Annotated in this window: 22 protein-coding genes; 6 read left to right on the top strand and 16 right to left on the bottom strand. The window is 61.9% G+C overall.

Translation table 11 applies throughout. From position 1 onward, the window contains the following. Nucleotides 1-84 precede the first annotated feature (84 nt). The 3 genes from AB8B20_RS00395 to AB8B20_RS00385 all read left to right on the top strand — a co-directional run bounded on the left by AB8B20_RS00395 (nucleotide 85) and on the right by AB8B20_RS00385 (nucleotide 3427). The gene (locus tag AB8B20_RS00395; protein WP_089267167.1) at nucleotides 85-1365 is read left to right on the top strand and encodes a beta-ketoacyl-ACP synthase; all 1281 of its coding nucleotides are present in this window, start codon (nucleotides 85-87) and stop codon (nucleotides 1363-1365) included. A 104-nt stretch (nucleotides 1366-1469) separates the two neighbouring features. Beyond that, nucleotides 1470-2492: a zinc-binding dehydrogenase gene (locus AB8B20_RS00390; RefSeq protein WP_439071263.1), complete on the top strand. Its 1023-nt coding sequence runs from the start codon at nucleotides 1470-1472 to the stop codon at nucleotides 2490-2492. Next, on the top strand, nucleotides 2492-3427 hold the full coding sequence (locus tag AB8B20_RS00385) for a lipid A biosynthesis lauroyl acyltransferase (RefSeq protein ID WP_439071262.1): 936 nt from the start codon (nucleotides 2492-2494) through the stop codon (nucleotides 3425-3427). Before AB8B20_RS00390 ends, AB8B20_RS00385 begins: the two co-directional genes overlap by 1 nt. A 3-nt stretch (nucleotides 3428-3430) precedes the next feature. Here the strand turns inward: AB8B20_RS00385 and AB8B20_RS00380 are convergent, their stop codons facing one another. The 12 genes from AB8B20_RS00380 to AB8B20_RS00325 all read right to left on the bottom strand — a co-directional run bounded on the left by AB8B20_RS00380 (nucleotide 3431) and on the right by AB8B20_RS00325 (nucleotide 17620). Next, nucleotides 3431-4498, bottom strand: a complete 1068-nt coding sequence (locus AB8B20_RS00380; RefSeq protein ID WP_439073004.1) for a polyamine ABC transporter substrate-binding protein — start codon at nucleotides 4496-4498, stop codon at nucleotides 3431-3433. Nucleotides 4499-4562: 64 nt separating this feature from the next. Next, nucleotides 4563-5717, bottom strand: coding sequence for an aminotransferase (locus tag AB8B20_RS00375; RefSeq protein WP_439071260.1), 1155 nt, complete (start codon nucleotides 5715-5717; stop codon nucleotides 4563-4565). Nucleotides 5718-5724: 7 nt separating this feature from the next. Then, nucleotides 5725-6057 (bottom strand): rhodanese-like domain-containing protein, encoded by a 333-nt coding sequence (locus AB8B20_RS00370; RefSeq protein ID WP_439058099.1) that lies wholly within the window; start codon nucleotides 6055-6057, stop codon nucleotides 5725-5727. Between the two features lie 169 nt (nucleotides 6058-6226). After that, nucleotides 6227-8149 (bottom strand): potassium transporter Kup, encoded by a 1923-nt coding sequence (locus tag AB8B20_RS00365; protein ID WP_439071258.1) that lies wholly within the window; start codon nucleotides 8147-8149, stop codon nucleotides 6227-6229. A gap of 124 nt (nucleotides 8150-8273) precedes the next feature. After that, entirely contained in the window at nucleotides 8274-10175 is a 1902-nt protein-coding gene (locus AB8B20_RS00360; protein ID WP_089267162.1) for a potassium transporter Kup, read from the bottom strand. Nucleotides 10176-10346: 171 nt separating this feature from the next. Then, nucleotides 10347-11171, bottom strand: coding sequence for an OmpA/MotB family protein (locus tag AB8B20_RS00355; RefSeq protein ID WP_068730582.1), 825 nt, complete (start codon nucleotides 11169-11171; stop codon nucleotides 10347-10349). A gap of 28 nt (nucleotides 11172-11199) precedes the next feature. Then, nucleotides 11200-11973 carry a motility protein A gene (locus AB8B20_RS00350; RefSeq protein WP_068730581.1) on the bottom strand — a complete coding sequence of 258 codons (774 nt, stop codon included), beginning with the start codon at nucleotides 11971-11973 and terminating at the stop codon, nucleotides 11200-11202. A gap of 213 nt (nucleotides 11974-12186) precedes the next feature. Next, on the bottom strand, nucleotides 12187-12933 hold the full coding sequence (locus AB8B20_RS00345; protein ID WP_439071257.1) for a class I SAM-dependent methyltransferase: 747 nt from the start codon (nucleotides 12931-12933) through the stop codon (nucleotides 12187-12189). 132 nt (nucleotides 12934-13065) lie between these two features. Next, on the bottom strand, nucleotides 13066-13785 hold the full coding sequence (locus AB8B20_RS00340) for an RraA family protein (RefSeq protein WP_309944514.1): 720 nt from the start codon (nucleotides 13783-13785) through the stop codon (nucleotides 13066-13068). A 173-nt stretch (nucleotides 13786-13958) separates the two neighbouring features. Beyond that, nucleotides 13959-14834 (bottom strand): CDP-diacylglycerol--serine O-phosphatidyltransferase, encoded by an 876-nt coding sequence (pssA, locus tag AB8B20_RS00335; protein ID WP_309946216.1) that lies wholly within the window; start codon nucleotides 14832-14834, stop codon nucleotides 13959-13961. An 80-nt stretch (nucleotides 14835-14914) separates the two neighbouring features. Beyond that, the gene (locus AB8B20_RS00330) at nucleotides 14915-15613 is read right to left on the bottom strand and encodes a phosphatidylserine decarboxylase (RefSeq protein ID WP_068730577.1); all 699 of its coding nucleotides are present in this window, start codon (nucleotides 15611-15613) and stop codon (nucleotides 14915-14917) included. A gap of 51 nt (nucleotides 15614-15664) precedes the next feature. Next, complete coding sequence (locus tag AB8B20_RS00325; protein ID WP_439071255.1) at nucleotides 15665-17620, bottom strand: ABCB family ABC transporter ATP-binding protein/permease; 1956 nt, start codon at nucleotides 17618-17620, stop codon at nucleotides 15665-15667. Between the two features lie 209 nt (nucleotides 17621-17829). Here AB8B20_RS00325 and AB8B20_RS00320 point away from each other — a divergent pair, with 209 nt between their 5' ends. Further along, entirely contained in the window at nucleotides 17830-18435 is a 606-nt protein-coding gene (locus AB8B20_RS00320; RefSeq protein WP_089267321.1) for a TIGR00730 family Rossman fold protein, read from the top strand. A gap of 6 nt (nucleotides 18436-18441) precedes the next feature. Here AB8B20_RS00320 and AB8B20_RS00315 read toward each other — a convergent pair whose 3' ends face one another. The 3 genes from AB8B20_RS00315 to cysS all read right to left on the bottom strand — a co-directional run bounded on the left by AB8B20_RS00315 (nucleotide 18442) and on the right by cysS (nucleotide 20864). Then, a complete protein-coding gene (locus tag AB8B20_RS00315; protein WP_439071254.1) occupies nucleotides 18442-18834 on the bottom strand; it encodes a VOC family protein in 393 nt (130 codons plus the stop codon). Nucleotides 18835-18859: 25 nt separating this feature from the next. After that, a complete protein-coding gene (locus AB8B20_RS00310) occupies nucleotides 18860-19354 on the bottom strand; it encodes a GNAT family N-acetyltransferase (RefSeq protein ID WP_231081152.1) in 495 nt (164 codons plus the stop codon). 115 nt (nucleotides 19355-19469) lie between these two features. Then, complete coding sequence (gene cysS, locus AB8B20_RS00305) at nucleotides 19470-20864, bottom strand: cysteine--tRNA ligase (RefSeq protein ID WP_439071252.1); 1395 nt, start codon at nucleotides 20862-20864, stop codon at nucleotides 19470-19472. 302 nt (nucleotides 20865-21166) lie between these two features. Between cysS and AB8B20_RS00300 the strand changes: the two genes are divergently transcribed. Continuing rightward, nucleotides 21167-21472, top strand: coding sequence for a hypothetical protein (locus AB8B20_RS00300; RefSeq protein ID WP_089267154.1), 306 nt, complete (start codon nucleotides 21167-21169; stop codon nucleotides 21470-21472). Nucleotides 21473-21702: 230 nt separating this feature from the next. Beyond that, complete coding sequence (locus AB8B20_RS00295; protein WP_439071251.1) at nucleotides 21703-22890, top strand: DUF2865 domain-containing protein; 1188 nt, start codon at nucleotides 21703-21705, stop codon at nucleotides 22888-22890. 12 nt (nucleotides 22891-22902) lie between these two features. Here the strand turns inward: AB8B20_RS00295 and AB8B20_RS00290 are convergent, their stop codons facing one another. After that, nucleotides 22903-24657, bottom strand: a complete 1755-nt coding sequence (locus tag AB8B20_RS00290) for an NAD+ synthase (protein ID WP_439071249.1) — start codon at nucleotides 24655-24657, stop codon at nucleotides 22903-22905. Nucleotides 24658-24697: the final 40 nt, after the last annotated feature.

The following is a 24697-nucleotide window of genomic DNA, read 5'->3' as shown; positions in this document are numbered from 1 at the left end:
TGAGCAAGATCTTATCCGAAAACCGGCATCCACTTTTCGGGATCATGCTCAAGTTAAGCGGTCGACGCGGCCGACGGAGAGAGCATGACTGCAACGCGCGATAAATTCGGCCGACCGATCGTTGTCGTTACGGGCATGGGTGTTGCGACATCGCTCGGCGCCGGCAAGGAAGACAACTGGGCCAAACTCACCGCCGGCGAATCCGGCATTCGCACCATCACGCGTTTTCCCACCGACGGCATGAAGACGACTATGGCGGGCACGATCGATTTCGTGCCGGTCGAGCCGTTTTCCTCCACCGACCTCTCCGAGAAGCTCGGCGAGCTCGTCACCGAGGAAGCCATCGCGCAGGCCAATATCGGCAGCAAGGGCGACTTCCCCGGCCCGCTGTTCCTGGCGGTTGCGCCCGTCGAAGTCGAGTGGCCGCAGCGCCAGGTGCTGGCCAAGGCCGCAGGCGCCAATAGCGATATCAATTACGACACACTGCTGCGCGTCGCCGGCGGCGGCAAGTTCGTCCAGTATCACCGCCGCTTCCTGTTCGGCTCGGTCGCCGACCATCTCGCGGACACGTTCGGCACAAAAGGCTCGCCAATCTCGCTGTCGACCGCTTGTGCCTCCGGCGCTACTGCGATCCAGCTCGGCGTCGAGGCGATCCGCCGCGGCGAAGCCGATGCGGCGCTGTGCGTGGCCACGGACGGCTCGGTGAACCCGGAAGCGCTGATCCGCTTCTCGCTGCTATCGGCACTCTCGACCCATAACGACCCGCCGCAGAAAGCTGTCCGTCCCTTCGCCAAGAACCGCGATGGTTTCGTGATGGCCGAAGGCGCCGGTGCGCTGGTCCTGGAAAGCCTGGAAGCCGCCACGGCGCGCGGCGCCAAGATCCTCGGCATTGTCGCCGGTTGCGGCGAGCTCGCAGACTCCTTCCACCGCACCCGCTCCAGCCCGGACGGCAAGCCGATCATCGGCTGCGTGAATAACGCACTGGTCGATGCCGGCCTTACGTCAGACCAGATCGACTACATCAACGCCCACGGCACCGGCACGCCGGAAAACGACAAGATGGAGTATCTCGGCATTTCCAGCGTGTTCGGTGAGCGCGCCAAAGAAATTCCGGTCTCGTCGAACAAGTCCATGGTCGGCCACACGCTCTCCGCCGCCGGCGCAGTCGAGGCGGTGTTCTCGCTGCTCACCTTGGAACACCAGCGGATCCCGCCGACGATCAATTACGATGTTCCCGATCCGGCCATACCGTTCGACGTGGTTCCCAATACCGCCCGCGATGCACGCGTGACGGCCGTGATGTCGAATTCCTTCGGCTTTGGCGGCCAGAATGCCTCGCTGATCCTCACCGGCGAGCCCGTTTAAGGCTCCCCGGCCCCGTTGGCCGCCCCTCGCCGGTTGACGTCATGACGTGAACCGGCGATACGCAGGCCATCCGAAATCAACCTTTCTTGCCGGAGACGCGGTTCATGCGTGCGCTCAATCTTGTTGCCGATCGTGAGCTCGTCGTCGTCGACGTGCCGCCGCCCCCGCCGCCTGGTGCCGGCGAAGTGCAGATCCGCGTCAAGGCTGTCGGCCTGAACCATATCGACGTCTGGGGCTTCCGCGGCATGGCCTTCGCCAAGCGCAAGCTGCCGCTGTCGATCGGCGCCGAAGCCTCGGGCGAAGTCGCTGCGGTCGGCGAAGGCGTCACTAATGTAAAGCCCGGCCAGAAGGTTGTGATGTATGGCGCTCTGACCTGCGGCCACTGCAAGGCCTGTCAGGAAGGCCGCGACAATTTCTGCGAGAACGTCGGCGGTCTCTATGGCTTCCACATCGACGGCTTTTCGCGCGAACTGATGAACATGCCGGCGCGTTTGGTGATCCCTGTCCCTGACAGCATCAGCTTCCGCGACGCGGCCTGCGCCCCGATCGCCTTCTCGACCGTGCAGCACATGCTGTTCGACAATGCCAAGCTGCAGCCCGGCGAGACCATTCTCGTTCATGCCGGCGGCTCCGGCATCGGTACCGTGGCCATCATGATGGCCAAGAAGATCGGCTGCACCGTCATCACCACCGTGGGCGACGATTCCAAGATCGAGGGTGTGAAGGCCCTCGGCGCCGACCACGTCATCAACTATCGCAAGGATCGCTTCGAGGGCGAGACCCGCAAGATCACCAAGAAGAAGGGCGTCGATGTCGTGTTCGAACATGTCGGCGCTGACACCTTCAATGGTTCGCTGCTGGTGATGAAGCGCGGCGGACGTCTGGTCACCTGCGGTTCGACCTCGGGCCCGACCACGACGATCAACCTGATGCAGCTGTTCCAACAGCAATACCGCATCTTCGGATCGTTCGGCGCCACCATGAAGAACATTGCCGAGAGCCTCGACAAGATGGCTGACGGCATGCTGCCGGTGATTGATACCGAAGTGCCGATCAGCGACGTCGAGACCGCGCTGAAGCGGATGGAAACCCGCCAGGTGTTCGGCAAGATCATCGTTCACTTCTGATGCTCCGCCTGCTGCTTCGCACCAAGGCCCGCATTCGCGATGCCCTGAAGCCTGCAGGCGACGCTGCTGTCGGCGCACTGACGATCGGCATCCTGCGCACCACGCGCTATTTCGATCCGGTCAAGACCGCCAATCGGTTTGGCAAGATCACCCAGCGCATCGGCCCGCTGTTTCGCGAAGACAAGATCGGCCGCGCCAATCTCACCGCCGCCTTCCCCGAGAAATCACCGGACGAGATCGAGAAGATCCTCGCGGGTGTCTGGGACAATATGGGCCGCATCGGTGCGGAATTCGCGCATCTCGACAAGATCTGGGACTACGACCCGGCCAATCCGACCAAGCCGAGCAATGTCGAATTCTCGGCGCGCACCGGCGAAATTTTCGATCAACTGCGCGACGACGGCAAACCGGCGCTGATTTTCGCCAGCCATCTCGGCAATTGGGAAATTCCTGCGCTCGCCGCCGTGGCCCACGGCTTGGACGCAGCCGTGCTCTATCGGCGACCGAACAGCGCCGCCGCTGACCGCGCCATTCACCAGACGCGCGCGATCAACATGGGCAACCTCATTCCGGCCAGCCACGACGCGCCGCTCAAGCTCGCGCACGCGCTGAACGAGGGCAAGCACGTCGCCATGCTGGTGGATCAATGGTTCACCAATGGCGTGCCAGTGAATTTTTTTGGCCGCAAGACGAATGCCAATCCGATGCTGGCGCGGCTATTGCGTCAGGTCGATTGCCCGATCCACGGCGTTCGTATCATCCGCCTGCCCGATCATCGCTTCCGCATCGAAGTCTCCGAAGAGGTGAAACCGGTGCGCGATGCCAATGGCAAAGTCGACGTCCAAGGCACCATGCAAGCGGTGACGTCCGTGCTGGAAGGCTGGATCCGGGAATATCCCGAGCAGTGGCTGTGGCTGCACCGGCGCTGGCGATAACGCTCAGCGTCCCGTCTTTACCTTCGTCCACAGCCGGTTGATCGCGCGTTGCGTCGCCGGATCGCGCGCCGTAATGACGAACAGCTTCTGCAGCATCGCCTCATCCGGATAGATCGTCTTGTCGTTGAGGATTTTCGGGTCGATCAGCTTCTGGCTGGCGAGATTGCCATTGGCATAGCCGAGGAAATCCGAATTCTTCGCCGCAACATCGGGGCGGTAGAGATAGTTGATCAGCTCATAGGCCTCATTGACGTTCTTCGCATCGGCGGGGATCGCCAGGTTGTCGAAGAACATCTGCGCGCCCTCCTTCGGCACCGCATAGCCGATCTCGATGCCGTTTTTCGCCTCATCCGCTCGTGCACGCGCCTGGATGATGTCGCCGGACCAGCCGACCACCAGGCAGATCTCGCCGGTCGCCAGTGCGCTCAGATATTCGGAGGAGTGAAACTTGCGGACATTGCCTCTGATCTTGCCGACGAGATCGGCGGCCTTTTCGAGATCCGGCTGCTTGGTGGAATTGGGATCGAGACCCAACGCATTCAACGCCGCCGGCAGAATGTCATCGGCGGAGTCCAGCATGTGAACACCGCAATCCTTGAATTTCGCGAGATTCTCCGGCTTGAAGACGATGTCCCAGCTATCGATTTTCGCGTCAGGCCCGAGGATTTTGGCGACCTGCTTGACGTTGTAGCCGATGCCGGTGGTGCCCCACATGTAGTTCGCGGCAAACTGATTGCCGGGGTCGTAAATCGCAAGGCGCTTCGTCACTTCCGGCCAGGCATTGGCGAGGTTCGGCAGCTTCGCCTTGTCGAGCTTCTGGAACACCTTTGCGGTGATCTGGCGCTGCAGGAAATAAGCTGTCGGCACCACGACATCGTAACCGGATTTGCCGGCCAGGAGCCGCGTCTCCAGCGTCTCATTGGCATCGAAGGTGTCATAGACGACCTTGATGCCGGTCTCCCTGGTGAAGGCCTCCAGCACACCGGGAGCCATGTAGTTCGACCAGTTGTAGAAGTTGACGACGCGCTCCGGTTTCTGGTCTTGCTTTTGTTCTTGCGCCTCCAAGGGCATGGACCACAGCAGCGCCACTCCGACGACCCACGCGATCCCCTGCTTGCCCATGCGTATCAAACTCCTAGCGGCGGTGAACGGCGTTGGACAAGCGCTCCAGCGCGGTATCGAGCGTTGCGTCGTTCTTGGCGAAACAGAAACGCACCACCGAGGTCACCTTGTCCTGCTCATAGAAGGCCGACACCGGAATCGCCGCGACCTTGTAGTCGTAGACGAGACGCCGGCAGAATTCCTCGTCGGTCTCGTTCAGTCCCAGCGGCGACAGATCGACGGTGAGGAAGTACGTGCCCTGCGATTTGATGACGGGAAAGCCGATGCTCTCCAGACCCGCGGCCAGCCGATCGCGGCTACGCGAAAGCTCGTTGCGCATCTGCTTGAAGTAATCGTCGGACTTGCCGAGGCCATAGGCGACCGCAACCTGCAGGTTCGGCGCGGTCGTGAAGGTCAGGAACTGATGCACTTTGGCGCAGACGCGGAGCAGATGCGGCGCGGCGCAAACGAAACCGATCTTCCAGCCGGTCAGCGAGAAGATCTTGCCGGCGGAGCCGACCTTGATGGTGCGATCGCGCATGCCGGGAATGGTGATCAGCGGGATATGGTCGTGGCCGTCGAAGGTCACATGTTCCCAGACTTCGTCGCAGATCGCGATCGTATCGAATTCCTGACAGAACTTCGCCAGCAGTTCGAGATCCTCGCGCGGCGACACCACTGCAGCCGGATTGAGCGGGCTGTTGAACAGCACGGCCTTGGTCTTGTGATTGAAGACCGCGCGCAGGTCTTCCTCCGTGAGGCGCCAGTGCGGCGGCTTGAGGCTGACCAGACGCGGAATGCCGCCGGCCTGCCGGATGATCGGCAAATAAGAATCGTAGACCGGCTGGAAGCACACGACTTCGTCGCCGGGCTCCACCACCGCAAGGATCGACGAGGTCAGCGCCTCGGTACCGCCGGAGGTCACCATGACCTCGGTCATCGGATCGAGCGAGAGCTTGTGCCAGTGCTGGTAATGCGTGGCGATCGCCTGACGCAGCTCCGGGATGCCCATCATCGACGGATACTGGTTATAGCCGTTCAGCACCGCATCGGCGGCCGCCTGACGGATATCGTCGGGACCGGGATGATCGGGAAAGCCCTGCCCGAGATTGATGGCGTTGTGGTCGCGCGCGAGCTGCGACATCGCCTCGAACACCGTGACGGGCAGCTCAGAGAAGATCTTGTTCATCGAGCGATCAGCCAACCTTTGTCGGCAGGCCTGCGGCCTTCCATCCAAGGATTCCACCGGCGAGGTGCTTGTCATAGGCAAGGCCATCGGCCTGGGCGGCCAGCGACGCCGTCACCGAGCGCTTGCCCGAACGGCATGCAAACACGATCTGCTTGCCCGCGGGATCAGGCAGATCGGCGCTGTCGAAGGTCGACAGCGGGACCACGACAGCGTCCGGATAGGCCTCGACCGCGACCTCGTTGGGTTCGCGCACGTCAACCAGCAAATACTTGCCTTCAGTGATCCCCTTGGACACTTCCTCGGGCGTCAAATCGTGAACGGTATGAGCTTCGCCTGCCACCACAACCTCCTGCCGCCCCGGTGTCCGGAGCGAATGCGAAGGGGCGGAAACGCCCCTGTTTTCGGGCGCCAACGTCGCCTCTCGCGCGGCGAAAATCAAGCGCCGGAAGAGCTTATTGTCGGGCCTGATCTTGCCCGAAAACCGCAAGCCCACTTTTCGGGATCAGGCCTTAAATAGTCACCTGCGTGCCCACTTCGACCACCCTCCCCGTGGGGATCTGGAAATAGTCGGTCGCGTCATTGGCGGTGCGGCTGAGCGCGATGAACAGATGATCCTGCCAGCGCGGCATGCCGGAATGCGCCGCAGGCTTCAGCGCCCTGCGCGAGAGGAAGAACGAGGTCGACATGATGTCGAACTGCCAGCCGGTCTTGCGTGCAATCGCCAGGGATTTCGGCACATTCGGCGATTCCATGAAGCCGAAGCGGAGTGTGATCTTCGAGAAGGTCGCGCTGATCTCTTCCATGCGCACGCGTTCGCTCGGATCGATGCGCGGCGTCGGTGCGGTTTCGATGGTGAGAATAACGTTCTTCTCGTGAAGTACTTTGTAGTGTTTCAGACTATGCATCAGCGCCGTCGGCGCACTCTGCGGATCGCTGGTGAGAAATACCGCCGTGCCGGCCACGCGCTGCGGCGGACGTTTCTCCAACATGGCCACAAGATCGGCCAGCGGAAACTCCAGCTTGCGCGACTTCTCGAACAGCAGGCGGCTGCCGCGCCGCCACGTATACATCATGAGAATGATCACGCCGCCCATCACCAGCGGCACCCAGCCGCCGTCGAACACCTTCAAGAGGTTCGCGGTGAGGAACGTGACGTCGATCACCAGAAACGGCACAATCAGCGCCGCAGCCGCGATCGGCGACCACTTCCAGCCGCGCCAGATCACCACAAAGCCCATCATCGCGGTAACAACCATGGTGCCGGTAACCGAGATGCCATAGGCCGAGGCCAGCGAGCTCGATGACTTGAACAGCACGACAAGCACGATCACAGCGATAAACAGCAGCATATTGACGCGCGGAATGTAGATCTGGCCGGAATGCGACTCCGATGTGTGCCGGATTTCGAAACGCGGCAGCAGGCCAAGCTGGATCGCCTGCTGCGTCAGCGAATAGGCGCCGGTGATCACGGCCTGACTCGCAATCACGGTGGCAGTCGCCGCGAGGATCACCATGGGGATCAGCGCCCAGTCGGGAAACATCAGATAGAACGGATTTTCCAGCGCGGTGGGATCATGCATCACCAGCGCAGCCTGGCCGAAATAGTTGATGGCCAGTGACGGCAGCACGAGAAACAGCCAGGCCAGCTGGATCGGTTTTTTGCCGAAATGGCCGAGATCGGCATAGAGCGCTTCGGCGCCGGTCACGGCGAGAAACACTGCGCCCAACGTCACGAAGGCGATGATGCCGTGATGGAACATGAAGTAGATCGCGTGCACGGGATTGAGTGCCGCGAGCACTTCAGGATGCTTCACGATCTGCGGAATGGCCGCTACCGCGATCACGATGAACCATATGCACATGATCGGTCCGAAGAACGTCGCGACCTTCGCAGTGCCACGCGATTGCACGGCGAAAAGCGCCACAAGGATCACGATGGTGAGCGGTACAACATAGGGATCGAAGGCGGTGGTGACGAGCTTGACGCCCTCGATGGCCGAGAGCACGGACAGCGCCGGCGTAATCACCGCGTCGCCATAGAACAACGCCGCGGCGATGATGCCGAGCATCACCACCACCGGCCCGCTCGATCCGATCGCGCGCTGGGCCAGCGCCATCAGGGCCAGCGGGCCACCCTCGCCGTTATTGTCTGCGCGCAGCAGCAGCACGACATATTTGAGCGTCACGACGATGATCAGGGCCCACAGGATCAGCGAGAGGACGCCCAGGATTGCTTCATTGTCGATGCCGGGCGCCTTGTGGCCCCCGGCCGCGACCAGCGCCTCACGGAGCGCGTAAAGCGGGCTGGTGCCGATGTCGCCATAGACGACACCGATACTGCCCATGACGAGCGAGCCGAAGCCGGCCGTCGAGTGCCCATGGGTAGGGTCCGCCGGGGATGCCGCGGCGGGAGATGCGCTATCGATGGTCATGGAAACGGCCTCGAAGACTTCTGAATCGCAGGTCTCTGAACAGCGGGGCAGCGAGGCCGTTCCCGGCCCCGATGATCACACTCGTTATAGCGCAAATCGGGGAACCGGACATGACAAAAGATGCTTAGATCGTCACCTGAGTACCGACCTCCACCACGCGTCCGGTGGGGATCTGGAAATAGTCGGTGGCGTCGTTCGCCGAACGGCTGAGCGCGATGAACAGATGGTCCTGCCACAGCGGCATGCCGGATTGCGCCGACGGCTTCAGCGAGCGCCGCGACACGAAGAACGACGTCGCCATGATGTCGAACTGCCAGCCGAGTTTACGCGCGACGACGAGCGCCTTGGGCACGTTCGGCGATTCCATGAAGCCGAAGCGCAGCTTTACCATCGAGAATTTGTCGCTGATATTCTCCATGCGAACGCGTTCGGCCAGATCGACCTTCGGCGTTTGCGCAGTCTCGATGGTCAGGATCACATTGTGTTCGTGCAGAACCTTGTTGTGCTTCAGATTATGCAGCAGCGCCGTCGGCACGAATTCGGGATCGCTGGTGAGAAACACCGCGGTGCCCTTCACGATATGCGGGGGGCGCTTTTCCAGACTCTTGATAAGATCGCGCAGCGGCACTTCGATACGGCGCGTCTTGGTGATCAGGATCGCCGCGCCGCGGCGCCAGGTCCAGATCATGCCGGCCATCAGTACGCCGAACAGCAGCGGCACCCAGGCGCCTTCCAGCAGTTTCAGGAGATTGGCACTGAGGAAGGCCAGATCGACGAACACCAGCGGCGCGATGATCGCCGCGGCAGTCGCGGCCTTCCAGTTCCACAGCTTCCATATCACCACAAAGCCCATGATGCCATCGGCCACCATGGTGGTGGAGACCGCGATGCCATAGGCCGAGGCCAGACCACTCGACGATTTGAACAGCAGCACCAGCAGCAGCACACCAATCAGCAGCAGACGATTGACCCGAGGCAAATAGATCTGGCCGGCATGGGTCTCGGAGGTGAAGCGCACTTCGAAACGCGGCAACAGGCCGAGCTGCACCGCCTGACGCACGAGCGAATATGCTCCTGTGATGACGGCCTGGCTCGCAATCACGGTCGCGGCCGTCGCCAGCGCGATCAACGGCAACAGCATCGATTCCGGTGCCATCCGATAGAACGGATTTTCGATCGCGGCCGGGTTCGACAGCACGAGCGCGCCCTGCCCGAAATAATTGATCATCAACGCCGGCAGCACGAAGAAGAACCAGCCGTATTGAATTGGCCTGCGACCGAAATGGCCGAGATCGGCATAGAGCGCCTCGCCGCCGGTGACGGCCAGGAAGACTGCGCCCAGGGTCACCAGACCGATGGTCCCGTGGGTCAGCATGAACTGCACGGCATAATACGGATTGATCGCCTTCAGCACCGTCGGATCATCGAAGATATGCGAGGCGCCCATCAGCGCCAGCGCCGTGAACCAGATGATCATCACCGGACCGAAGGCGGAGGCCACCTTGGCGGTGCCAATCCGCTGTACCGAGAACAGCACGACGAGAATCGCGACCGTGACCGGCACGACGTAAGGTTCGAGCGCAGGTGCCTTGAGCTTGAGGCCTTCCACCGCCGAGAGCACCGAGATCGCCGGAGTGATCATGGAATCGCCGATGAACATCGAGGCGCCGATCACGCCCAGTACCATCAGCGGCAAGCTCCGCCGACCCAAGGCACGCTGGCCGAGCGCCATCAGCGACAGTGTTCCACCCTCGCCATTGTTGTCGGCGCGCAGCAGGAACAGCACATATTTGGCTGTCACGACGATGAACAGCGCCCACAGGATCAGCGAGAGCACGCCGAGCACGATGACGGGCGTCACCGGCGCGCCATGAGTCGCGCCGTGTACCGCCTCGCGGAATGCGTAAAGCGGCGACGTTCCGATGTCGCCGAACACGACGCCGATACTGCCGACCGTAAGCGACCAGAAGCCGGTATGAACCGGAACTTCGATCGGTCCCTCGCCTGTTGTTTCCGTAACGGCCATTCTGCTCGTAACGCCTCTGGACAATCCGGACCCGGCTATGGCGCGCCGGGCAATGCCAGTCAACCGGGACACTAGCCTATCCTGCCGCAGATCGCTTATCGGGAGCGCAGCAAAAATCGGCATTGCCCAGCAAAAAAAGAGGCTGGAGCAGTAAAAAAGGAATTGACTGTTTTACGGCTTGAGGTTTGGCGGCAGCGGAGGGTCTTCCCGCATCAGCGTAATGGTCACCCGCCGGTTGGCAGCCATGGTCGGATCATCGGGGAATAGCGGCTGGCTGTCTGCCTTGCCCGACACCGAGAAGATATGGGACGACGGCAGGCCTTCGCGTTCCAGAATCTGCCGAACGACATTGGCGCGATCGGCCGACAGATCGAATGCATCGTATTCGCTGCGCGCCGGCACGAAGCCCGCGGCGGTGTGACCGACGATAGCCACGCGCAGCGGTGTTGCCTTCAGCGGCCCGGCGAGCTTCTGCAGCAACAGACGTGTGCGCTCATAGGGAACCTTGGATCCGTCAGCAAACATCGAGCGGCCGTTCTGGTCGATGATTTCCAGATTGAGGCCCTGCTTGGTCTCCTCGAACATGATGTTCTTGGAGATCTCGTTGATCTCCGGCATGTCCTGCAGCGCCTGCCGCAGTGATGCCGAGGCGAGCGCGAATTCGCGGTCCATCTTCAGCTTGGCGCCCGCGGGACGGCCGCCCTTCTCGCTCGGACTGGTGATGTTCGACGCATCGTCCGGCGACACATGGTCCTTGTTCTTCGTCTGACCGCGCGTCGGCAGACCATCGGATTCGATCACACCTGAATAACGCGCATCGGATTGCACGCCGAATGCTTCGCGAACCGAGCCGGCAACGATCTTGAGTTTGGCGCCATCAGGGCTGGAGAATGCCACCAGCATGACGAAGTAGCTGAGCAGCAGCGCCATCAGGTCGGCGAAGGTCACGAACCAGCCATGGCCGCCGTGTGCTTCTCCGCGTTTTTTCTTCGCCATCGGACGTGCTCCGAGCCTGCCTCCAGTGTTACGCTGGGACCGGCTCACTTTCGTCATGGCGGTGCTTCTCGGGCAGATAGGCCAGCAGCATTTCGCGGACCAGCGCCGGGCTCTTCGAGTCGCGGATCATCAGGATGCCGTCGATGATGAGCGTGCGGTTGGTCTCCTCATCGAGCACCTTGACGTGCAGCTTGTCGGCAATGGGCAGACAGATCAGGTTGCCGACGATAGCGCCGTACAATGTAGCGAGCAGCGCGACGGCCATGAACGGGCCGAGCTTGGACGGATCGGACATGTTCGAGAACATCTGCACCATGCCAAGCAGCGTGCCGATCATGCCGAAGGCCGGCGCGCAATCGCCGATGGCGCGGTAGATCTTCGAGCCTTCGTCGAGATGCATGAGGAAATTGTCGCGGTCGCGCTCAAGATTGTCGCGGATGAATTCGAGGTCGTAACCGTCGGCAACGAAGCGGATTCCCTTGGCGAGGAATGCGTCATCAGTTTCGACTTTTTCGAGTCCGACCGGTCCCTGCTTCCTCGCGATTTCCGCGATGCGTGCGAGTTCGTCAACGAGATCACGAGCGTTCAGGCGGCTCAGCGTGAACGCAAATTTGGCGCCGAGCGGAATGCCATGAAGGATGGACGAGAGCGGAAAGCGGATCAGAGTCGCAGCAAACGAACCGCCGAAAATGATGATGACGGCGTGGATGTCGTAGAACATCCCGAAGCTGCCGCCCATGAGGACCAGGGTACACAGCACAATGATGCCAGCGACAAAACCGACGAGTGTTGTGATATCCATGTCAACTCCGACGCTATACACGTATCGAACGACGCCCGTCCTGGACGGCGGCACGCCTCGAGATCAGGCCGCGCGAAGGTACCTTAGCGATACTGCGATTAAGGACGCGTTACCGCTTCACGGTTCATTAACGACAGATTAATGACGTGCGAGCACGCGTGGAACGATACGGAAAGTTCGTTCAGCAGACAGATTGAGGATGATTGTGCGGCGTCAAACAGCGCGCTGGACGACCACGAAGGTACGTGACCCCGGCGCGTGGGTCGGGTCATCGAGAAACTCGATCGGCTTGAGGCCGGCGGCCACGCAGAAGTCGGCGATCGTATTCTTCGGCAACGGCTTTGCACCGCGCCACGACGTATCCGCCGTCAGCGGATCCTTGCCGAGCAGCGCCTTGATCCTCTGGATGACAGGTGTCGGGACGAACTTGGCGATATGCCAGAGGATCGTCGGATATTCGTGCGCCGTTCGGAAGTGAATGAGTCCAAGCGCGGATGGACGCAGGATGCGGGCAACCTCGACTAGATTGGCCTTCACGACGTCATGCGACGGCATGTGCTGAAAGACCTCATATGACCACACGAAATCCGCAGTTTCGGACGCTAAGGGAAACACGACGCCATTGCCGGCGACGAAGTCGAGATTGCTGAACGCCGCTGCCGCCGCCTTGGCCTTTTCCACCATGACGTCGGACACATCAATGCCAACAGCCCTGGTGAAACGCCGGCCAAGTGCCTGCGTGAAACGTCCGACACCGCAGCCGATATCGACCGCCGTCTTGCCGACGGGATCAACTGCATATTTTGCGAGAAAAGGGTCGATCAGCAGCGTCGCGCGTTCGCGACCGAGTGCGAAGAATTTTTCGGGATCGTGATCCCACAACTCGGTCTCGACGTAAAAGAACGGGTCACGATTTGCGCGCTCATTCCAGGCTTTCTTCATATCCTTGGTCTGAGGCAATACCGTCTCCAATACCCGTCTCCACGGCAGAACGGGCAGTTAGCCCGAAGCCCTCCGGCCGCGCAAGCAACCGGAGCTGGTTCGGGTTGATCGGCATCTAACCTTTATCGTTAGTCTTAATAGACCCGGATTTCAGTGTATTTCCGACGAGCGCGCCATCGCCTCTTTCAGCTTCTCGAGCGTGAATGACGGACTGCGCGCGATATCGAGAATGGGTGTCTCCCGCCGCCCGCATAGCTCTGCCGCTTCCGGCAGTTTCGCGGCGACATCGAGCGGGATCACAACCGCGCCGTGCTGATCGGCATGGATTAGATCGTCCGAACGGACACTCATGCCGGCAACGCGTATTTCATTGCCGAACTCGCTCACATGCACATGCGCATGCGACGGACCGATCGTGCCGGCGAGCGCCTGGAAGTCCGGTGCCCATTGCGGGATATCGCGGATCGAACCATCGGTGACCACACCGAGGCAACCGAGCGCCCTGTGGACGGCGCTGTTCACCTCGCCCCAGAACGCGCCATAGCCCGCGTCGGGCCCGTCGATATCCTGGATCACGCTGATGCGCGGACCGATGCCCGTACCGACATAGTCGTAGTAAGCGAGCCGCCGCGCCTTCTGCTCCGCGGCAGGCAGACCGGACGCCATGGTCGCGCGAATGGTCGCGGTGCGCGCATAGCCGACGATGGGCGGCAGATTGGGAAACGGACAAACCAGCGGACGCGTGGTGTAGCCGATCAGCCGGCGATCGGGGGCGACGATCTCCATCGCATTGCAGATGGTCGGCGTGTCGTAGCGGCCCAGTGCTTCCAGAACGGATGCGGGCAGCGGACCGGTCGCGGAATTCGTCACGGCGTTTCTCCTGTGGGTGATTATCGCATCCCGTCTTCGCGGGACGTCGTCGTCGCTGAGTGACTTCGGATATAGCCGACTTCAGTGCATGCCCAAAACGAAATGCAGCCGCTTTCGTCGTGGCTGCTATCGCGGGGGAAAGCGGCTGCATGAATTGTTCGCGAGATGGATAATCAGTTCAGGCGTGCGGGCCGATCATCCGGTGCGATCTCAGGTGCACCCGGCGTATAGGGCGGCGATGCATTGGGCGCCGCCGGATCGACAGGGACCACCGACTGCGCGGCGAGCGCGCGTTCCTGATCGCGATACGATTTCCAGCCCAGCGGCAGGCTCAGCAGATACATGATCGAGAGCGCCGACAGGATGTGCCAGGGGTAGCCGATCAGCAGCGCGATGAAGAGCACGACGCCGACGAACACCGGCAGCACCAACTCGCGCGGCACCCGCATGTTCACGGCCTTGCCGGAGAACACCGGCAGCCGCGACACCATCAGGAAGCCGACCAGCAGCGTGTAAAGGGTCGTCAGGATGGCCGGCGGCATCGGCGTGCCCAGGAAGCCCAGATAGATCGGCAGCATCACGGTGAGCGCGCCCAGCGGCGCCGGCATGCCCGTGAAAAAGTTCGCGGCAAAGGCCGGCTTGTCCGGATCGTCCATGGTGGCGTTGAAACGCGCCAGCCGCAGACTGCCGGCGATGGCAAACACCATCGCGGCGATCCAGCCAGCATTGCTGAGATCGTGGAGCTGCCAGAAATACAGGATAAGGCCAGGCGCCACGCCGAAATTGACGAAGTCAGCCAAGCTGTCGAGTTCGGCGCCGAATTTGGACTGGCCCTTGATCATGCGGGCGACACGGCCGTCAACGCCATCGAGCACGGCGGCGAACACGATGGCCGCCACAGCAAGTTCCATCCGCCCCTCGGTGGACAGGCGGATCGCCGTCAGGCCGGCGCAGATCGCCAGCAGCGTGATCATGTTCGGCACCAGCATCCGGATCGGAATGGTCCGGAACCGGCGGCGGCGCGTCTCGGGAGACTGGTCAGGAGGCATTTGCATGGCGTGATCCTAGCAAATCCCACCCTGCTCCGCCATTGTGGCGTCCTGCCGCCGAAAGCGGCAGGAAATCGGGGTTAATCGACGCGGTAGGTGCGGCCGCCGTCACCGATCCGGAAATCGGCCAGCACGGTCTCGCCGGCGATCGCGGTCTGCCCCACGGCCACCAGCGCCTTGCTGCCTTCCGGCAGGTAGATATCCAGCCGGGAGCCGAAGCGAATGAGGCCGAAGCGCTCGCCGGCGCTCAGGGTCTGGCCCTCGCGCACGAAGGATACGATCCGGCGCGCCACAAGCCCGGCGATCTGCACCACGCCGATCCGGCCGCCGGGGGTCGAAATAACCAGCGAATTGCGCTCGTTGTCCTCGCTGGCCTTGTCCAGCTCAGCATTGATGAACTTGCCCGGCCGATAGGCAATGCGCTCGATCCTGCCAGCCACCGGGCTGCGGTTCACGTGGACGTTGAAGACACTCATGAACACCGAAATGCGCAGCAGTGGCTGATCGCCGAGGCCGAGTTCGGCCGGTGGCAGCACCGGCTGCACCATCGATACTTTCCCGTCGGCGGGCGACACCACGACACCCTCGCGGGTCGGGGTCACGCGCACCGGATCGCGAAAGAACAGTGCACACCAGACGGTCAGCACCGTGCCGATCCAGCCCAGCGGCGTCCAAATCCAGAACAGCACCAGGCTCGCCAGCGCAAAAGCGCCAATGAACGGATAGCCTTCCTTGTGGATCGGCGGGATCTGACCACGGATGGAATTTGCGATGGACATGGGTGCTTAAAACCTGGGTTCGGGCAGAATCTGGCCCTGCTTTAGCAGAGATTATTCCGCTGCGTCAGGCGTCATCAGCCGGTCGTCATCGACCGGCGGCGGGGTGCGATTGGGGGCGATGGCATCGTCGCCGATCTGGGCCAGCCGCTCACGGGCCTCCTGGGCCTCGCGCTGCCGGTTCCACATGCTGGCATAGAGACCGCCCGCCGCCAGCAACTGGCCATGGGTACCGCGCTCGGCGATACGGCCCTGATCGAGCACAATGATCTCGTCGGCGCCGACGATGGTGGACAGCCGATGCGCAATCACCAGCGAGGTGCGACCCTGCGAGACCTTCTCCAGCGCGTCCTGGATTTCCTGCTCGGTATGGCTATCGAGCGCCGACGTCGCTTCGTCGAGCAGCAGGATCGGCGGCGCCTTGAGCACGGTCCGTGCAATGGCCACGCGCTGCTTCTCGCCGCCGGAGAGTTTCAGGCCGCGTTCGCCGACCTCGGTCTCGTAGCCCTTCGGCGACATCCGGATGAACGGGTCGATCTGCGCCATGCGGGCGGCTTCCTCGACCTCTTCGTCCGTCGCGTCCCAACGGCCATAGCGAATGTTGTAGCGGATGGTGTCGTTAAACAGCACTGTGTCCTGCGGGACCATGCCGATCGACTGGCGCAACGAGGCCTGCGTGACATTGCGGATGTTCTGGCCATCGATGGAGATTGTGCCGCCCGACACATCGTATAGCCGGAATAGCAGCCGCGAGATCGTCGACTTGCCGGCGCCCGACGGGCCGACGATGGCGACGGTCTTGCCGGCCGGCACCTCGAAGGAGAGCCCCTTCAGGATCGGCCGCTCCGGGTCATAGGCGAAACGCACGTCGTCGAAGCGCACAGCGCCTGATGTCACCAGCAGCGGCTTGGCGTCGGAGATATCCTTCACCTCCGGATTGCGGTTCAGGACACCGAACATCTTCTCGATGTCGATGATCGCCTGCTTGATCTCGCGATACACCATGCCCATGAAATTCAGCGGTTGGTAGAGCTGGATCATCATGGCGTTGATCATGACGAAATCGCCCACCGTGTGGGTGCCGTTGCGCACGCCGACCGCGCACATCAGCATCGTCGATGTCAGACCGAGCGTGAAAATGATCGCCTGCCCGGTATTGAGCACAGCCAGCGACGTATAGGTCTTGACGCTGGCGCGCTCGAAACGCTCGACGGTCTTGTCATAGCGTTCGGCCTCGCGCGTTTCGGCGCTGAAATATTTGACTGTCTCATAGTTCAGCAGCGAGTCGATCGCCTTGGTATTCGCTTCGGTATCGGACTCGTTCATGTTGCGGCGGATGGCGATGCGCCACTCGGTCGCCAGATACGTATAGTACATGTAGACGACCACGGTGATTGCCACGACCAGCACATAGCGCCAGTCGAACTGCCACAGCAGCACCCCCATCACCAGCAACAGCTCGACGATGGTCGGCACCAGTTGCAGGATCACCATCCGCACGATGACTTCGATGCCTGCGCGGCCGCGTTCGAGCACGCGCGTCAGACCACCGGTCTTGCGCTCCAGATGAAAGCGCAGCGACAGTTCGTGCATGTGGACGAAAGTGAGATAGGCCAGCTTGCGCACTGCATGCATGGCCACCTTGGCGAAGATGCCGTCGCGCCACTGCGTGAAGATCGCCATCAGTACGCGGATTGCGCCGTAGCTGACGGTCATGGCGACCGGCGATGCGATCAGCCACAGCGTCCAGTTCGAGGACTGGACCGGAGCCGTATCGGCACCGGTCAGCGCATCGATCGCCCATTTGAAGGTGAACGGCACTGTCAGTGTGGCCGCCTTGGCGACCAGTAGCAGCAGCATCGACCAGACGACGCGCATCTTCAGGTCGTCGCGGTCGCCCGGCCAGATATAGGGCCACAAATGGGCGAGCGTTCCGAACAGCGTGCCGCGTTCGATATGGGCCGGGTTAGGAACTGTCTCGTCGTTCAGCGCAGGATCGGAATCAGACATGCACGGCGCCTGGAACGAACGGAGCTGCGGCCCGGGGCCGGCTCAAAATGGAGGTCGATTTCATTAGAATGCATATAGGCGCTTTGCCGGAACGTCGCACCCTCGCGGAGCATTCTTTTCCCTGCGGAGAGGTGTCCCGGGCAGGAATTTCCCGTATCACGTTCATTCCGTGTCTTGACGCTGTTATCCCGCAGTGCCACATGAAATCTATGAGCACAATTAAAACGATCTGCGTCTATTGCGGCTCCGGCCCCGGTACCAATCCCAGTTTCGTCGAATCAGCGGTCGCGCTCGGCAAGATTATGGCCGAGCAAGGCATCGGCCTGGTCTATGGCGGCGGCTCCATCGGCCTGATGGGCGCGGTCGCCAAGTCCGTGCTGGACAATGGCGGCCGGGTCACCGGCATCATCCCGGAATTCCTGACCAAGCGCGAAAACGCGCTGACCGCCGCCCAGGAGCTGATCGTTACCCACGACATGCATGAGCGCAAACGGCTGATGTTCGAGCGATCGGACGCCTTCGTCGCCCTGCCCGGCGGCATCGGCACGTTGGAAGAGCTGGTCGAACAGCTCACCTGGCAGCAGCTCGGCCGCCACAGCAAGCCGATCCTGATGGCCAATATCGATAACTTCTGGGAGCCGCTGCTCGAGCTGCTCAAACACATGCGCTCGACCGCCTTCATCCGGCCGACACTGCCGCTGGACGTGCTGACGGCCGACCGTGCCGAAGACATCCTACCCCGGCTCCGCACCGCTGCGGCGCTGGCTTCCGACGAAGCCAAGAAGCTGGCTCCCGACGTCGCGACGCGGCTCTGAGGCCTTCTACGACGTGGTGGCGTCGTCTTTCGGGAACGTCACCACCTCGATACGATTGCCATCGGCATCGGCGATGAAAGTCGCATAGTAGCGCACGCGATCATGCGGCCGGAGCGAGGGCGCGCTTTCCGAGACGCCGCCTGCGGCGATGGCTGCCGCATAAAACGCATTAACCTCATCCGTCGTCTTCGCGCGAAGGCAAAGATGCACACCGCTATCAAGCGGTAGCGGTGCCATGCCTGCACGCAGATTAATCCAGACTTCCGGATAGGAAGTGCCGAACCCAACCATTGCCGGCCGTGTTACCAGCCGGGTCATGCCAAGCGGCGCGAAACTACGCTCGTAGAAGGGCACGGCACGTTCGAGATTGCTGACCGCGATAGAGATGTGATCGATCATCGGTCTTCCCCCAGCCTTCTTCGATTTAGGCGGCCCCGGATTCGCCCAGCGTCTTCTGCATCGTGGTGTTGGCAAGCCACTCATCATTCAGCGGCACGCTGTTGCGCTGTGTCGGGATGTAGCCGCGTTTCTTGAAGAAGGGCTCGGCGGTGTCGCTGGCATCCACGGTCAGCAGCTTGGCGCCGCGCGCACCAGCGAGCCTCTCGATCGCATCGATCAGCAGTGATGCAACACCGCGCAAGGCGGCATTCGGATGCACGTAAAGCAGGTCGATGTGGTTGGCGCCTTTCAGCGATGCAAAGCCGACCGGCACGCCGTCCAATGTCGCAATCAGCGTGAGTTGCGACGCCAGCCGCTTCCCGAAGGCCACCTCGTCGTCGACTGTGGCGGCCCAGGCTTCCTGCTGCGCTTCGCTGTAGTCTTCCCCCGTCAATTCCTCGATGCTGGCCACATAGATCGCAGCCGCAATCGCGGTGTCATCCGGCAGGAACGGCCGCAGTGCCGGTTTCGCCTCGCCCATCGCGCTCACCAGAAATCCACCAGCTTCAGTGCCAGCGCGATCGCGCCGACGATCAGCGCCCATTTCAGCGCGATGTAATATTTCCAGTGCTTTGGAAACGGTGTGTCGGGTCGGCTCATCGCGCGATCTCCCAGGTGGTGCCTTCCTTCGAGTCCTTGATGACGACGCCCATGGCGGCAAGTTCGTCGCGAATACGATCCGACTCCTTGAAGTCCTTGCGGGCCCGCGCGGCTGTGCGATCCGCAATCAAACCATCGACCTTTGCTGCATCGATCCCGCTGGCCTGTTGTTTGCGTCCATTCCATGCAGCAGCCGTTTCCGACAGGAAACCGAGCGCACGCAACGACGCTGCAAACTGGCTGCGATCGCCGTCATTGCCTGCGGCCGCACTGTTGCGAAGACCGTGCAGCGCTGCAACAGCCAGCGACGTGTTCAGATCGTCGAACATCGGCTCCATCACCTTGTCGGAGACGTCGCCACCTGTTGCATCCGCCGCGACCCAATACCAGTCATCGAGTGTCTTGGCGCTCTCTTCCAAACCCTTCACGGTCCAGTCGATCGGCGAGCGATAATGAGTCTTCAGCATGTTCAGGCGCAACACTTCGCCTGGCCAGTCATTCAGCAATTCCCGGATCGTGAAGAAATTGCCGAGGCTCTTCGACATCTTCTCGCCTTCAACCTGCAGGAAGCCGTTGTGCATCCAGTAATTCGCCATCGCATGCGTGCCATGGGCGCAGCGCGACTGGGCGATTTCGTTTTCATGATGCGGGAAGATCAGGTCGAGACCGCCGCCATGAATGTCGAAGATCGTGCCGAGATAGGCCTCCGCCATTGCCGAGCACTCGATGTGCCAGCCCGGACGGCCTCTGCCCCACGGGCTGTCCCAGCCGGGCTCTTCCGCGGATGACTGCTTCCACAGCACGAAGTCGGTCGGATGCTTCTTGTGCGCATCTACTGCGACGCGCGCACCGGCCTGCTGGTCTTCCAGTTTGCGGCCGGAGAGTGCGCCATAGTCGGCCATCGACTGGGTGTCGAACAACACTTCGCCCGCAGCCTCGTAGGCGTGGCCGCGCGCGATCAATTCCCTGATCAGCGTCACCATGTCGGTCTTGCCGTCGGGCCGCGGCAGCACGAAGTCCGTCGCCCGCGGCTGCACTGTCGGCAACAGACAGCCCAGCGCTGCGACGTCGGCCTGAAACTGATTGGCGGTCGTTTCGGTGACTTTGCGAATTGCCTCGTTCAGCGGCAGCCCGGGAAAGTCGCGCAACGCGCGGTCGTTGATCTTGTCGTCGACGTCGGTGATGTTGCGGACATAGGTGACTTTGTCGACTCCGTAGACGTATCGCAGCAGCCGGTACAGCACGTCGAACACGATGACCGGGCGCGCATTGCCGATATGGGCGAAGTCGTAGACCGTCGGCCCGCAGACATACATCCGGACATTGTCGGCATCGATCGGCGTGAAGACGCGCTTCTCGCGGGTCAGGGTGTCGTAAAGGCGCAGTTCCATGGATGTCCGTCCCTAGCGGCCGGGCGTCCTCTCATCCCTCTTGAGATTGATCTCGTGTGAGAAAAGACGGCCTCAGCCAGCGAATCGCTAGCTCTTAATCTCGCGGCAAATGCCACAAATGGCGAGAGAACCGTTCATCGGGGCACCATGGGGCAACCCCAGGTGGCCCGTCAAGGGTGTGGAACTATGCCGCAAAGGGCTGATTTCGGCCTCAATCCATCGCTACCCCGCCCATGGTTAATGATTATTAATCTTTGGGGCGTATCGAATGAGGGCGAATTTCCTCATTCATTCGGTGAGTTATGAAATCCATTTCAGTCGTTCTGACGGCGGCATTTGTTCTGGCCGCTTCCTCGGCCTTTGCCGATTCTCGCGTCTTCATCATCGCCAACCAGTCTGACGGTTACGGTATCGACCAGTGCCTCGCCCGCGGCGAGAAGTGCGGCGCGCATGCCGCCCTGTCCTATTGCAAATCGCGCGCCTTCGACCAGGCAGTCGCCTATCGCCGCGTCGATCCCGATGAAGTGACCGGCTCGGTCCCGACGTCAGGCAGCGCCTGCCATCATGGCAAATGCGACGAATTCGTTGCGATTACCTGCCAGCGCTGACATCCCGCGGCTTGCGACTTTCTTGCGTCACGCTTGCGGCCACAGTGAGGCCCCGGAAACGACGTGACCCCGCCGCGAGAAGCAGCTATGGAAAGCCGCGTTCGCCGCCGCATTTTCATCGCGCGCGTCTGGCAACGTCGGCGAGAGGTTGGCGGCGGTATCGACGCGCGATGCCGCACCACCCCGCTTGTTTCTGTCTCGCTCGCTTCTGACTCGCGCATTGGCCGGATATGTCTGACACTGTGACTGCTTCCCTTTCTCGCTGGGCTTTCGTTGGTGCCGCACTGGTTGGTGCGCTGTCGCTGGGCACTCCTGCATCGGCGCAGAACGGACCGCCCCCGGGCTATCCCGCGCAGCAGGTCTATCCGCCGAGCCAGGCGCAGCAGCAGGGCTCCGCCAATCCGATGTGCGGGCGCCTCGAGGCGCAGCTTGCGACCATCGATCGCGGCAACGGCCTCGATCCCGCGCGCGCCGAACAGCTTCGCCGCTATGAGGACGCAGCGTCCAAACAGCAAAGCGAGCTCGACCGCGTCTCGGCGCAGGCCAAGCGGATGGGCTGCGACAGTTCCGGCTTCTTCTCGCTGTTCAATGGCCAGTCGCAGCAATGCGGTCCGGTCAACAACCAGATCCAGCAGATGCGCGGCAATCTGGATCAGATCACCAGCAATCTCGAACGTCTGCGCGTCGGCACGCCCGGCAGTTCGGACCGTGATACCCAGCGCCGCTCGGTGCTGCTGGCCCTCGCGCAGAACAATTGCGGCCCGCAATACGCCGCCGCTGCGCAGCGCGCCGCGCCGCAGAACTCAGGCCCCGGCGGTTTCCTGAGCAATCTGTTCGGCAACAACGAGCCAAGCCCCGGCGCACCGCCGCTGGACGGCAATATGAGCCCCGTTCCGTCCGGCACCTATCGGACCGTCTGCGTGCGCACCTGCGATGGCTTCTATTTCCCGATCTCGTTCGCGACGATCCCGGCGCGTTTCGGCGATGACGAGCGAACCTGCAAGAATCTCTGCCCGGCCTCCGACGCCAACCTGTTCACCTATCGCAATCCCGGCGAAGACATGAACTCGGCCGTCTCGGTTTCGGGGCAGCCCTATTCGTCGTCGCCGAACGCTTTCAAGTATCGCACCGAATTCAATCCGTCGTGCTCCTGCAAGGCGCAAGGCCAGACCTGGTCCGAGGCGTTGAAGAATGTCGACGACAAATCGGCAGCGGAGAATGGCGACATCATCGTCACCGAGGAACGTGCCAAGCGGATGTCGCAGCCGCAGGCCAAGGGCACACCCGCCGCATTGAAGAAGGGTGCGGCGACCGATGCGCCTGCAGCAGCTACGCCCGCGCAACCGGCGGCGCCGTCCACTCCTGGCCAGATCCGGACCGTCGGCCCGCAATTCCTGCCAAATAACGCGCCGCGTTAGGCGGCGCGCGTTCTAGCCGTCGAACGCTTCCGCCGAGCCCTTGCTGGCGCGCGTGACAAGATCTTCGTCCGGCTTCGGCAACGGATTGGCCAGATCGCGAAACTTGTTGGTGATCGGATAGCGGCGATCCCTGCCAAAGTTCTTCCGCGTCACTTTCACGCCCGGTGCCGCCTGCCGGCGCTTGTATTCGGCGATGTTGAGCAGCCGATCGATGCGCGTCACAACGTCTTTCTCGTAACCGGCCGCGACAATCTCCGACAGCGGCTCTTCGCGTTCGACGAGGCGTTCGAGAATACCATCGAGAATATCGTAGGGGGGTAGCGAGTCCTGGTCGGTCTGGTTTTCGCGCAGTTCGGCCGTGGGCGGACGGATAATGATGTTGTTGGGGATCACTTCGCCATCGGGACCGAGCGCGCCTTCGGGCTTCCATGAATTGCGCAAGGTCGAGATACGGAACACCTGGGTCTTGTAGAGATCCTTGATCGGATTGAATCCGCCATTCATGTCGCCATAGAGCGTGGCGTAGCCGACCGACATTTCCGACTTGTTGCCGGTCGTCACGACCATCGCGCCGGTCTTGTTGGAGACGGCCATCAACAGCGTACCACGGGTGCGCGCCTGCAGGTTCTCTTCGGTGATGTCGCGCGCGAGACCCTTGAAGGTATCGGCAAGGATCTTCTCGAAGCCGTTGACCGCATCGGCGATGGGCAGGATCTCGTAACGGAAACCCAGCGCCTTCGCGAGCTTGTCGGCATCGTCGAGCGACACCTGTGCGGTGTAGCGAAATGGCAGCATGATGCCGCGCACGCGGTCGGCGCCGAGCGCATCCACGGCGATCGCGGCGCAAAGCGCGGAGTCGATACCGCCGGAGATGCCCATCAGCACGCCGGGGAAGCCGTTCTTGTTGACGTAATCGCGCAAGCCAAGCACACAGGCGGCGTAGTCGCCCTCGTCGCCTTCCGGTACCGGTGCGATCGGTCCGTCGCAGCGCCAGTGGCCGTCGATCTTCTCGAATGTCAGCGTTGTGACGCTCTCGGTGAAGGACGGCAATTGCGCACCCAGCGAGCGGTCGGCATTGAGCACAAAGCTCGCGCCGTCGAACACCAGTTCGTCCTGACCGCCGACCTGGTTGAGATAGACCATCGGCAAATGGCTCTCGGTGACGCGGGCGACCTGCACCGACAAGCGCAGATCCGTCTTGCCGCGGGCATATGGCGAACCGTTCGGCACGATCAGGATTTCGGCGCCGGTCTCGGTCAGCGTCTCGACCACGTCTTCGTAGTCGGCGGACTCTTCCATCCAGGTGTCTTCGCAGATCGGTACGCCGACGCGCAGGCCGCGGATGGTGACGGGTCCCGAGACCGAGCCGCGCGCGAAGACGCGCTTCTCGTCGAACACACCGTAATTCGGCAGATTGACCTTGAAACGGATCGCGCTGATGCGGCCGTCGTCGAGCAGCGCGCAGGCATTGTAGAGCTTGCCGCCATCGACCCAGGGCGAGCCGATCAACACAGCCGGACCACCGTCCGCGGTCTCGCGCGCCAGCTCCTCGATGGCCGCGCGGCAGGCCGCCTGAAATGCCGGTTTCAGCACCAGATCTTCCGGTGGGTAGCCGGCGATGAACAATTCAGGAAACACGATCAGCGTCGCGCCGTCGGCTTTGGCCTGCGCCCGCGCAGCGCGCGCCTTGGCGGCATTGCCGGTGATGTCACCGACGATGGGATTGAGCTGGGCGAGTGTGACGGTGAAGCGCGTCAATTCTGTCATGGAAACATCCAAGCCTACCGGCTCATCCTTCGCAACTGCA

Source organism: Tardiphaga sp. 866_E4_N1_4 (genome assembly GCF_052076075.1).
Classification (GTDB): domain Bacteria; phylum Pseudomonadota; class Alphaproteobacteria; order Rhizobiales; family Xanthobacteraceae; genus Tardiphaga; species Tardiphaga robiniae.
The sequence above is the reverse complement of the archived record's forward strand: the minus strand, read 5'-3'. Positions and strand labels throughout refer to the sequence as shown.

Coding starts and splice junctions, on each gene's coding strand:
- AB8B20_RS00395 (WP_089267167.1), top strand. CDS start 85: ATGACTGCAACGCGCGATAAATTCGGCCGACCGATCGTTGTCGTTACG.
- AB8B20_RS00390 (WP_439071263.1), top strand. CDS start 1,470: ATGCGTGCGCTCAATCTTGTTGCCGATCGTGAGCTCGTCGTCGTCGAC.
- AB8B20_RS00385 (WP_439071262.1), top strand. CDS start 2,492: ATGCTCCGCCTGCTGCTTCGCACCAAGGCCCGCATTCGCGATGCCCTG.
- AB8B20_RS00380 (WP_439073004.1), bottom strand. CDS start 4,498: ATGCCCTTGGAGGCGCAAGAACAAAAGCAAGACCAGAAACCGGAGCGC.
- AB8B20_RS00375 (WP_439071260.1), bottom strand. CDS start 5,717: ATGAACAAGATCTTCTCTGAGCTGCCCGTCACGGTGTTCGAGGCGATG.
- AB8B20_RS00365 (WP_439071258.1), bottom strand. CDS start 8,149: ATGACCATCGATAGCGCATCTCCCGCCGCGGCATCCCCGGCGGACCCT.
- AB8B20_RS00360 (WP_089267162.1), bottom strand. CDS start 10,175: ATGGCCGTTACGGAAACAACAGGCGAGGGACCGATCGAAGTTCCGGTT.
- AB8B20_RS00355 (WP_068730582.1), bottom strand. CDS start 11,171: ATGGCGAAGAAAAAACGCGGAGAAGCACACGGCGGCCATGGCTGGTTC.
- AB8B20_RS00350 (WP_068730581.1), bottom strand. CDS start 11,973: ATGGATATCACAACACTCGTCGGTTTTGTCGCTGGCATCATTGTGCTG.
- pssA (WP_309946216.1), bottom strand. CDS start 14,834: ATGCCTCCTGACCAGTCTCCCGAGACGCGCCGCCGCCGGTTCCGGACC.
- AB8B20_RS00330 (WP_068730577.1), bottom strand. CDS start 15,613: ATGTCCATCGCAAATTCCATCCGTGGTCAGATCCCGCCGATCCACAAG.
- AB8B20_RS00325 (WP_439071255.1), bottom strand. CDS start 17,620: ATGTCTGATTCCGATCCTGCGCTGAACGACGAGACAGTTCCTAACCCG.
- AB8B20_RS00320 (WP_089267321.1), top strand. CDS start 17,830: ATGAGCACAATTAAAACGATCTGCGTCTATTGCGGCTCCGGCCCCGGT.
- AB8B20_RS00315 (WP_439071254.1), bottom strand. CDS start 18,834: ATGATCGATCACATCTCTATCGCGGTCAGCAATCTCGAACGTGCCGTG.
- AB8B20_RS00310 (WP_231081152.1), bottom strand. CDS start 19,354: ATGGGCGAGGCGAAACCGGCACTGCGGCCGTTCCTGCCGGATGACACC.
- cysS (WP_439071252.1), bottom strand. CDS start 20,864: ATGGAACTGCGCCTTTACGACACCCTGACCCGCGAGAAGCGCGTCTTC.
- AB8B20_RS00300 (WP_089267154.1), top strand. CDS start 21,167: ATGAAATCCATTTCAGTCGTTCTGACGGCGGCATTTGTTCTGGCCGCT.
- AB8B20_RS00295 (WP_439071251.1), top strand. CDS start 21,703: ATGTCTGACACTGTGACTGCTTCCCTTTCTCGCTGGGCTTTCGTTGGT.
- AB8B20_RS00290 (WP_439071249.1), bottom strand. CDS start 24,657: ATGACAGAATTGACGCGCTTCACCGTCACACTCGCCCAGCTCAATCCC.